This window comes from Metabacillus sp. YM-086 (assembly GCF_048059995.1).
Classification (GTDB): domain Bacteria; phylum Bacillota; class Bacilli; order Bacillales; family Bacillaceae; genus Metabacillus; species Metabacillus litoralis_B.
This window is the reverse complement of sequence record NZ_JBLUOI010000070.1, coordinates 17,676-27,366: the sequence shown is the minus strand read 5'-3', so window position 1 is coordinate 27,366 and position 9,691 is coordinate 17,676. Positions and strand designations below refer to the sequence as shown.

Sequence of the window (9,691 nt, the reverse complement as noted above, 5' to 3'; positions counted from 1 at the left end):
TTTCTATTGAGATTCCGCCGCCAATTTCTTTTAAACCTGAAAGACAGCAATTTTCACAAAGTATGGTGAAAAAATCATCGACACCATTCGCTGCCATCAAATCTCCAACTTGTGATGCGGTATTGGCTTGCTTTATTTCATCAATTAATTTTTCATCTTTTACACCAGCAGCAACAGCAACATTTGCGAGAAAATTAAAATCAACTGGTGCACTTTTTGAGTGGACCATCATCACACCTTGAGCTACCTTTGAAAATTTCCCCATCATTCCAACAAGAGAAACCTTTTTGATTCCTTGTTTCTTACATTGCTTTAGAGTGAACCCAACAAAATCACCCATTTCAATAAAGGCTTCTTCAGGAAGCTCCGGATATTGCTGCATCGCATACTTCTCACTGCGGCCACCCGTTGTAATCACTACATGCTCACATTCGCTTGCTCGTGCAACACTAACCGCTTGAACAATACTCGCCATATAAGCGGAGCTTGAAAATGGAATAACAGTGCCTCTTGTTCCTAATATGGAAATTCCACCAATAATACCAAGTCGTTTGTTTAATGTTTTTTCGGCCATTTTCTCTCCATCAGGAACAGAAATAATGATCGTGATTCCTCTTGTAATGTTATGGTTTTGAAGGACCTCCGCTGCTGTTTCAAGAATCATTTTTCTTGGTACAGGGTTAATCGCTGCTTCACCAACTGGGACAGGAAGACCTTCTTTTGTGACACGCCCAACGCCGATTCCGCCATCAAGTGTGATGCCTGGTGTTTCACTCCATGAAACAGTTGATCTAATCAGAGCTCCATGTGTAGCATCTGGATCATCTCCGGCATCTTTAATTGTTCCAGCTTCAGCAACGTTTGCTTCTACAGTGCAGCTTTCCATGACAAATGTCGCAAATTTTCCAACAGGTAGATAAATCGTGCTCTCCATTTGAGGCTCACCTGTAATTAATGCAAGTAATGCGGCTTTGGTCGTCGCCGTTGCACATGCACCTGTTGTATAGCCGGAGCGCATTTCACTTTTGTCTTTTTTTTTGGTTTTTCCGTTCATCGTTTATTCCTTATCTGCAAGAAGAGAGATTGCGTTTAACGCTGCAACCGTAACGGTACTACCACCTTTTCTACCTACATTCGTAATGAATGGTACGTCTAATTTTGCTAATTCTTCTTTTGATTCCGGCGCTGATACGAAACCAACAGGTAAACCGATGACTAGGCTCGGTTTAGCTTCACCTTCCTTAATTAACCGAATCAATTCAAGTAAAGCTGTTGGTGCATTACCAATCGCAAAAATTCCTCCGTCAAACTGTTTAATCGCTTTTCTAACAGAAATAATCGCACGAGTTGTGTTTAAACGTTTTGCTTCCTCCATGACGTCTGGGTCTGAAATGTAAACATGTACACCACCACCATGCTTTTCAATTCTAGGCTTACTGACCCCGCCTAAAATCATTTGAACATCCGCATATACTTGTTCACCATTACGAATTGCATCAATACCAGCTTGAACAGCTTTATCGTGAAAAAGCATGCTATGACCTAATTCAAAATCAGCGGAGGCATGTACAACACGTTGGACAACCTTATATTGCTCTTCGGTAAAGTTATGATCACCAAACTCTGAATCGATCATTTGAAAACTAATTCCCTCAATTTCTTGAGGCTGAACTGTAAGTGGTTTGAATTCTGTTTTAAAATCCATCATCTATTCCTCCAAATTTTTTATCAAATATTCTGTTAATATGGCTGAGTACTCCTTCAAAGTCAGAGTAAGCATGACCATATTGAATCTTTGGTCTTTTAATCATAATTGTCTCGATACCAAGCTCCAAAGCTGCTTCTAATTTCTCATCAACAGAACCTGCTTTGCCGCTTTCCTTTGTGATCATCGTTGTTACTCCGTACTGTTTATAAAGAGCTGCATTAAATTCTTTTGAAAACGGACCTTGAATCGCGACGATGTCTTTTTGAGGAAAACCAAGCTTTTCGCATTTTTCCATATTATCTTTCCTTGGAAGCATCCTAGCAATAACACGAGTATTCGGTTGATCTAGTAATCTACGAGTGAAAATTTCTAGAGTTTTACTCCCAGTTGTTAGCATAATCACACCTTTTTTTTCAGCAGCAACCTCTGCTGCCTCCTCGTAGCCTTCAACCATTACAATCCCTTTATGTTCATAGTCTTGAGACTCCCGCTCATAACGGATATATGGAACACCAGCTGCTTTTGCCCCCAAAAGTGCATTTTTGCTAGCCTCCTCTGCAAACGGATGACTAGCATCTACAATCACTTGAAAGCCTTGTTCTTTAATCATCGTTGTAAAATCTTCATCCGTAAGCCTTCCTACATATACATCTAAGCCGACCTTTTGCATTTCTTTTCCTGCATTCTCTGTGACGACTGTTGTAAGAATGTTGTAACCTGCTTCTTTCACAGTTAGTGCTAGTGCTCTAGCATCACTTGTACCGGCTAAAAAAAGAATCATAGTTTTTGAACCTCTGGCTCATGGTGATGCTCGTGATCATGGTCATGATGGTGATGATGGTGGTGCCCGTGGTCATGATCGTGATCATGGTGGTGATGATGATCAATATGTTCCATTGCCTCAATTCGGTATACACATGTATCACAGTTCATTTTCACTTCACCTTGCAACGCTTCTTGAATTCGATCTTTTATAATTGTTTTAAGTCTTGAGTGAAAGCCAAAATAGCCGGCAAGCTTGAATTCAACCTCTGGAAACTCTTGTTGAAACTCTTCAATCATGTTCTCTAAACGTTTGATTAAAATACCAGTAAATAGGAAATAAGGTAAAATAACAATTCTCTTTGCGCCTAATTTCACACAGCGTTCAACGCCTTCTTTAATTAACGGATCTGTTACACCCATAAAAGCAGGCTCAACAAATTTATAATGTAGCTTTTCCCATAAAAGTCTTGTAATTTTATATAAATCACTGTTTGCATCAGGATCACTGCCACCGCGACCTAACAAAATAACAGCTGTTTCAGGATCTTCTTCGTTGATTTTCTCGCCAACTTCTTCTAAGCGGCTTTTACAAATTTCCATTGTTTCTTCATGTATGCCAAAAGGTCTTCCATACGTAAATGATACATGAGGATACTTTTCCTTCGCTTCATCAATCGCTGCTGGAATATGGATTTTAGAATGTCCTGCTGCAAGTAGCATTAGTGGAATGACAAAAACACTAGTTGCCCCTTTTTCTACACATGTTTGAATACCTTGGTTAATAGTTGGTCGTTCGAACTCTAAAAAACAGGTTTCCACTAAAAGCTCCGAATCTAGTTGTGGCTTTAGCTCTTCAATTGTTTGTCTTACTTGGTCGTTTCCTTCATGATCTCGACTTCCATGTCCAACGAGTAAAATTGCTTTCATAGTATTCTCCCCTATCCTTATTAATCTCCGCACGGAGCTGGTTCAATTTCAATTTTTGGACTCATGTCCCTATATGAATAGCCTTGAACATTACCTACACGTTTAAAATACTTGAAAAATCTTTCGTTTGGATGTCCTTTTTCCTTGTATTCATGAACAATATTTTCAATCACTTCGACGATTTTTTCAGGCTCTATTCCTTCAGCAACCGGCTGACCTGGATGGGCTGTTCTGCCGACTGTTTTAGCTCCTAAAAATAAATCAAATTTTCCTTTTCGAAAAATAATTCCAATGTCTTCATTCACAGCACCAAAACATGCCATACCACAGCCGTTAAATCCTACCTTTAATTCTTTTGGTAAATCTAGCCCACTTAACTTTTCATGAAGCTCCTCTGCATATGGAATGGAATCTTTCTTTTCTCCTTCACAAAAATCACAAGCCTTGATTTGAAAAACATCACCAATTGGTTCTAATAGAAATCCAACATCTTTAAGTTTTTCGGTGATCACTTCCGGTTCACTAGTAGGTATTCGTAACAGAATTTGATGATGTGGTGTATACTCCATTGAACCATCGTCCCCTGTCACTTCTGCAAGAGTCATCATCTGTTTTGGAGTGAATTTTTTATTTGCAATACCAGGGCTGACGGCTAATTCAAAAATCGATGTAATCGGGTTGTTTACAGAAATTTGAGCCTTTTCTTCGTTAATGGAAGAAGCTGTATTACCCTTAACTTTTTGCAACGCTTCTAACGCAAGTTGCAAAGAGCTATCTTTTTCTTTCGTTGCTTTTGCTTTTTTAGTTGGTGGCATATCGTTAATACCTTTATGTAATGCCCATGGTTCGTTTTCATGTCGAAGACGCTCATGTGGCTTTAATCTCTGCTCAGTTGTATTTAACGTATACTTACGTTGATAACCTCTTGGCGTAATCATTTTATTGTCATATAAAAATGTTGATGAATTTCCAATCACAACCGTTGTAAGCATTCCGATATCATAATCAAGCATATGCTCAAGATCTGTAATAACGATATGCTGTCTGTCACGATACGCACTTTTTACAAGTCCAACTGGTGTTAATGGTGAACGATAGCTTAATAAAATCCGTTGCGCCTCTTGTATTTGTCTTGTTCGGCGACCACTTTTAGGATTATAAAGAGTAATAACAAAATCAGCCTGAGCAGCTGCATCAATACGCTTTTCAATCAATTCCCAAGGAGTTAAATGGTCACTAAGGCTGATTGTGCATGCATCATGCATAATCGGAGCACCTAAAAGCGATGCACATGAATTAATAGCCGAAACACCCGGAATGACTTCAACGCTCACACCTGTTTCTTCTGACCAACCTTTTTCAATTAAAACTTCATAAACTAGTCCGGCCATTCCATACACTCCGGCATCACCACTTGATATGACCGCGACTGTTTTGCCATCTTCTGCAAGTTTTACAGCTGCTTGGGCACGGCTTACTTCCTCTGACATTCCTGTACTAATAATCTCTTGATCTGTTAAAAGGTCCTGAATCAATTCAACATATGTTTTGTATCCAATAATACAGTCACTTTCTTGAATCGCATCTTGAGCCCTTTTTGTCATATGTTCAAAGCTTCCTGGGCCAAATCCGATCACAAGTAATTTTCCTAGCAAGTAAATTCCTCCTTCCAAAATGTATAACGGTATTAAACGTTACTCTTCTGCGGTTTAGCTATTCCTGTAATCGATTCTGAATTTTCAGGTGCAGAAAAATGGTCTTTATCATATGTGTAGATCACACTGTCTTCTACCACATTTCCACCAACTAAGTGATCATGAACAATCTTCTTAGCTATTTCTGGAGTTGCAGCTTTATACCAAACTCCCTCCGGATAAACCACCATTACACAAGCATCTTTGCATCTGCCATTACAACGAGTTCTTGTTGTATGAATGCTTGCATCCAAATCTAAGTTTGTGATTTCTTCTCTTATTGCCTGGGTTGCTTCTTCTCCACCTTTTCTCATACAGCTGCTTCCGTTACAAATGAGTACATGGTGCTTTGTTTCTGTAAGATTCCAAGTCGTCATCTTAACACTTCCAGTCTATTAAAATTTTTTCAAATAAAAATGCACCTCTATATAGGCAGAGGTGCATTAAAAAATGGCAAATGACTAGCATTTTCTACTACACGTCTACCTATATGCCCGTAGGTATCAGTATTAAAAGTTAGGCAGGTCTCCTGACTTAGGTTCATAGCTTTATAACGTCTTCCCGGTTGCATTCAGTGACATTATGTTATAAGGCTTCCCATAACAGTGGCGGGTACCGTGTCGGATTTTCACCGACTTCCCTTTTAAGCACTACATATATCTGAAGTGCACCTAATCTTAAACTCTATTTAGTTTACTCATCTAAACGTATTAGGTTGTCTCTTAAAATATGTCTTTTTAAAAAACAATCTCCAAGTTAAATGCAAAAGATTTTACTCAAGAATAAGATCTTATACTTATTGATAGTACAAAAAAATCCGCTCAGATTTTTACTGAGCGGATGAAAAGGCAATACGAAAGCAATCCAATAAATTTCATATGGTTGCATTCGTCTCACCTTCTCACCTCCCGAAGAAACTGAAACTTGATAAATTAAGACAGGTCTCCTGACTTGTGTTTCACTCTACTTTAAGCCCCTTCCCATATATCACTTTTAACAAAGCTTCAATACAGTGGATTGCTTATTTCGTCGACACTTACAGTTGCGGGGACAGTTCCGGATTTTCACCGAATTCCCTATTAAGCCTTTAGCGGCATCTTAATTTACAGCGTATACTATTTTAAGTTGTTATCAATTGATAGGTATTATATTAAAGCAAGCAAAATGATATTTCAACATATTGTTGGATAAAGTGACAAAAGTTACAATAAAAATGGTGACTTATTCCATTCCTTCATCTTTTTCATCATATGCTATTAACACAATATTTTCGTTTGTTTCATTTCTTAATTCTTTTTCTAAACTCATGATTTTGTTTAATTGGTCACTATCTAAGTTTGCGACTGGAAAGTTTTCATAAACGCTCATGCTTGTAACCTCCTTTTGTTTTATAATAAGATTTTCACCTAAAATATTTTGATTATGCATCTGATATCATCATTCTGTTCGTGGCTTTTTTCTAAAAAACACTTCTGGTTCCCATCTGTTTACAGGATGTGTTCGATGTTGTCCAGGTTCACTTGGAAGTCTGGGTGCATCCTTAGGCTTGTTTTCTTTTGAAGAAGCCTGTTGTAACGATTGTCTAAGTGGCTTCCATTTTTTAAGAAAAGTAACGACTACTATTAGTACAAGTCCTAAGGTGGTGTATATGAAAACAGGTGTTAAAGTATTTTCTCCTACTCCAAGAATTCTTCCACCAGCTGATTTTCCACCAGCTTCTCCTAAACCGTAAACAACATTTGATAAAGCAAAAAACAACCCGATTAATTCTCCTTTTGACAATTGTGAGATGGTGCTGTCTATTGTAGGAAGAATCATCATTTCACCAATAACAAACACTCCTCCACTAAGGATCAAATGGAAAAAGGATTGTGCAAAAAATAACGAGGCAATTCCAATCGTTATGAAGAGAATCCCTAAACCTAATGCAGTTAGAGGCTCTACTTTCCTAATAATTCGCTTTGTAATCAACCCTTGTAATGAGATAACAATTAAGCTATTAATTGTCCAAATCAACGCAACATTTTTAGGCTCCGGTAAAATAACTGTTGCTCTAAGTGGTAATGCAAGTGATAGCTGTGCATATAAAGCCCATATAAAAATCGTTACAAAGCTAAATACCATAAAGGGTTTGTTTTGAAATGCCTGTTTGTAAGCTCCCTTAGGAATTCCCTCACATGGCACATCACCGCAACCCTTTGGGAGAAAAATCCAGCTTTGTAGTGCTAAAAGGATATAAATTCCACCAGCAATCCAAAAGATCATTTTAGATGCTCCTGTTAAAAGGAAAAAAACAATTAATCCAGCCGAGCCTGTCCCAATATTTGCAGCTATGCCTCTTATCGAAAAAGCTGTTGTCTGGTTCTCAGAAGAAGCAAAAGCTGCGATGGCTGCTTTTGTTGAAGGAGCATTTAATCCAGTACCAAATCCCATCGTAATAGCAGTCACTATCAAAAGAGAAAACTGTGTGAATAAACCAAACCCAATAAGTCCACAAGCAGCAATCAAAGCTCCAAGTCCTATCGTAAATCCTCGACCAATACGATCAGCTAAAACTCCTCCGGCCACACTCCCGACCTGAAAAGCAATGGCAATACTAGCTAACACAATTCCAATTTGGCCAATGGATAAACCTGCATCTGTTTTTAAAATAATCGGAAGCATCGGTGTAACCAAATATGTTCCTAAATGTGAAAGTAAAACACCAAAAAGGAGGATAAGTAGCGGCTTTTCTAGTTGTAATATGTCTTTTATTCCCATTTGATTATCCCCCATTTCTTTTCATTTTACTTTTCCCTAGATGGAATAGGTTATGTAAAGAGCCCGAAAGATCGTTAGCTCTATTAAGCGTATTCACAGAAAATAGCGTTGACACTAAGAAAAACTATGACATAATAAGAAGAGTTGAATTTAAAGACATCTTGATAGCCAACATCAATATCATGGATAAGGATGGATGGAAATCATATCATTTTTAAAGTTATTTAAATAATAGGCTGTTTTCGATACAGCTACAAAATCATAATATTTGGTTGCTTTTGTAAACACTATAAGTGAGTGCACAAGAGACCACGTTGATAATCTATTGTCACCGTTGGTCTCTTTTTTATTTGTTAATAACATAGGAGGAAATAAATTGAACAGATGGTTAGTTGTATTAGGAGCAATTCTTATTCAAATTAATTTAGGTGCAGTATATGCCTGGAGCTTATTTAATCAACCTTTAATGGATAAGTTTGGTTGGGCAAAGGAAGATATTGTTGTTACCTTCTCCATCACAATTGCAGTATTTGCCTTAACAACAATTTTCGCAGGAAGACTTCAAGACCGCATCGGACCAAGATGGGTAGCAACAATAGGTGGAATTTTACTCGGAGTTGGCTTAATTCTATCCAGCCAAGCGACTACATTATTTCAGTTATACTTTTTCTACGGTGTTGTAGGTGGAATTGGAATCGGGATGACTTATGTTTGTCCATTATCAGCATGTGTAAAATGGTTTCCTGATAAAAGAGGCTTTATTAGTGGAGTTGCAGTTGCCGGATTCGGTTTAGGTGGTTTAATTTATAAGCCTGTTATCGGATATTTAATTGATACTTTTGGTGTATCGTCTTCTTTCTTTTATTTAGGAATACTCTATTTTGTATTAGTTGTGACAGGTGCACAGTTATTAAAAAATCCACCTAATGATGATCTCACATCCATAACTTCTTCTAAAAAAACAAATGATTTTTCACCAGCTCAAATGTTAAAAACGTATCAGTTTTATCTATTATGGACAATGTTTTTATTTGGAAGTGTTTCAGGGCTTCTTGTTATTAGCTTCGCAGTAGATATTGGGGTTGATTTAGTAAAACTTAATGTTGAGCAAGCTGCAAATGCCGTAATGGTGATTGCATTATTCAATGCTGCTGGGCGAATTCTTTTAGGAAAAATCTCAGATCGAATTGGACGAAAAAATACACTTGTGATCATTTACGCATTAACTGCACTCATTATGTTTTATATGAGCACAGGTTTCATGAACTATCCAATTTATTTAATCGCAGTTTCTTTCATTGGCTTTGGCTTTGGTGGTTTTCTCGCTCTCTTTCCTTCTGTAACGGCAGATTACTATGGGACAAAAAACATTGGCACAAATTATGGTTTTATGTATCAAGCATACGGGCTATCTGCCTTCGCTGGACCTTTTATCATTAAAGCCATTTCTTTTACTCAAGCATTTATTTTGGCAGGTTTTATATGCGTATTGGCAATCATTATGGCTAAATTTATTAAGGTACCTTCTCATTCTTCATCAGATGAATTACTAAGTAAGGAACCTTTAAGAAACTAAATCTGTGGTAATAAGGATTGGGCCAAATTCCCACCTCAAAACATCATGCATTTGCACAAACTATTAGTGAATCAAAGGAGGGGTAAAGATGAATAAAAACCAATCAATGCAACCACCAGATACAGGTAAATTAACAAATTTCCATTACGGCTCTGAAAAGGATGACCGTACACAAGAAATGAAGCAAAAAGTAAAGAATCGCCAGCAATCTAAATAAAGAGATCCTCAATATTTTTTGAGTTAGCGGGTACAATAATTCAT

The 9,691-nt window shown here is 37.6% G+C and carries 10 protein-coding genes and 2 riboswitches; of the genes, 2 read left to right on the top strand and 8 right to left on the bottom strand.

Going from position 1 to position 9,691, the window contains the following annotated elements; genetic code table 11:
• The 8 genes from ACEWK1_RS22070 to ACEWK1_RS22035 all read right to left on the bottom strand — a co-directional run.
• Nucleotides 1-1,054: cobalt-precorrin-5B (C(1))-methyltransferase (locus tag ACEWK1_RS22070; RefSeq protein ID WP_416636660.1), on the bottom strand; the 1,054-nt coding region annotated here is incomplete at its 3' end.
• 3 nt (nucleotides 1,055-1,057) lie between these two features.
• Nucleotides 1,058-1,705: a precorrin-8X methylmutase gene (locus ACEWK1_RS22065; RefSeq protein ID WP_121664963.1), complete on the bottom strand. Its 648-nt coding sequence runs from the start codon at nucleotides 1,703-1,705 to the stop codon at nucleotides 1,058-1,060.
• Nucleotides 1,695-2,489 carry a precorrin-6A reductase gene (gene cobK / locus ACEWK1_RS22060; protein WP_212134842.1) on the bottom strand — a complete coding sequence of 265 codons (795 nt, stop codon included), beginning with the start codon at nucleotides 2,487-2,489 and terminating at the stop codon, nucleotides 1,695-1,697. The genes ACEWK1_RS22065 and cobK overlap by 11 nt, the downstream gene beginning before the upstream one ends.
• Nucleotides 2,486-3,400, bottom strand: coding sequence for a sirohydrochlorin chelatase (locus tag ACEWK1_RS22055; protein ID WP_121661698.1), 915 nt, complete (start codon nucleotides 3,398-3,400; stop codon nucleotides 2,486-2,488). The genes cobK and ACEWK1_RS22055 overlap by 4 nt, the downstream gene beginning before the upstream one ends.
• A 20-nt stretch (nucleotides 3,401-3,420) precedes the next feature.
• A complete protein-coding gene (gene cobJ, locus ACEWK1_RS22050; protein WP_416636661.1) occupies nucleotides 3,421-5,004 on the bottom strand; it encodes a precorrin-3B C(17)-methyltransferase in 1,584 nt (527 codons plus the stop codon).
• Between the two features lie 83 nt (nucleotides 5,005-5,087).
• Nucleotides 5,088-5,471, bottom strand: coding sequence for a (2Fe-2S) ferredoxin domain-containing protein (locus ACEWK1_RS22045; RefSeq protein ID WP_121661696.1), 384 nt, complete (start codon nucleotides 5,469-5,471; stop codon nucleotides 5,088-5,090).
• Nucleotides 5,472-5,595: 124 nt separating this feature from the next.
• Nucleotides 5,596-5,784: riboswitch (cobalamin riboswitch) on the bottom strand.
• Nucleotides 5,785-6,012: 228 nt separating this feature from the next.
• A riboswitch (cobalamin riboswitch) is annotated at nucleotides 6,013-6,210 on the bottom strand.
• 105 nt (nucleotides 6,211-6,315) lie between these two features.
• Entirely contained in the window at nucleotides 6,316-6,462 is a 147-nt protein-coding gene (locus tag ACEWK1_RS22040) for a hypothetical protein (protein ID WP_162987319.1), read from the bottom strand.
• A 69-nt stretch (nucleotides 6,463-6,531) separates the two neighbouring features.
• The gene (locus tag ACEWK1_RS22035; protein ID WP_212134838.1) at nucleotides 6,532-7,854 is read right to left on the bottom strand and encodes an MFS transporter; all 1,323 of its coding nucleotides are present in this window, start codon (nucleotides 7,852-7,854) and stop codon (nucleotides 6,532-6,534) included.
• A gap of 376 nt (nucleotides 7,855-8,230) precedes the next feature.
• Here ACEWK1_RS22035 and ACEWK1_RS22030 point away from each other — a divergent pair, with 376 nt between their 5' ends.
• Together ACEWK1_RS22030 and ACEWK1_RS22025 are read left to right on the top strand one after the other, a co-directional pair.
• Nucleotides 8,231-9,430: an OFA family MFS transporter gene (locus ACEWK1_RS22030; RefSeq protein WP_212134836.1), complete on the top strand. Its 1,200-nt coding sequence runs from the start codon at nucleotides 8,231-8,233 to the stop codon at nucleotides 9,428-9,430.
• 88 nt (nucleotides 9,431-9,518) lie between these two features.
• A complete protein-coding gene (locus ACEWK1_RS22025) occupies nucleotides 9,519-9,647 on the top strand; it encodes a hypothetical protein (protein WP_257535986.1) in 129 nt (42 codons plus the stop codon).
• Nucleotides 9,648-9,691: the final 44 nt, after the last annotated feature.

Coding starts and splice junctions, on each gene's coding strand:
- ACEWK1_RS22065 (WP_121664963.1), bottom strand. CDS start 1,705: ATGGATTTTAAAACAGAATTCAAACCACTTACAGTTCAGCCTCAAGAA.
- cobK (WP_212134842.1), bottom strand. CDS start 2,489: ATGATTCTTTTTTTAGCCGGTACAAGTGATGCTAGAGCACTAGCACTA.
- ACEWK1_RS22055 (WP_121661698.1), bottom strand. CDS start 3,400: ATGAAAGCAATTTTACTCGTTGGACATGGAAGTCGAGATCATGAAGGA.
- cobJ (WP_416636661.1), bottom strand. CDS start 5,004: ATGACAAAAAGGGCTCAAGATGCGATTCAAGAAAGTGACTGTATTATT.
- ACEWK1_RS22045 (WP_121661696.1), bottom strand. CDS start 5,471: ATGACGACTTGGAATCTTACAGAAACAAAGCACCATGTACTCATTTGT.
- ACEWK1_RS22040 (WP_162987319.1), bottom strand. CDS start 6,462: ATGAGCGTTTATGAAAACTTTCCAGTCGCAAACTTAGATAGTGACCAA.
- ACEWK1_RS22035 (WP_212134838.1), bottom strand. CDS start 7,854: ATGGGAATAAAAGACATATTACAACTAGAAAAGCCGCTACTTATCCTC.
- ACEWK1_RS22025 (WP_257535986.1), top strand. CDS start 9,519: ATGAATAAAAACCAATCAATGCAACCACCAGATACAGGTAAATTAACA.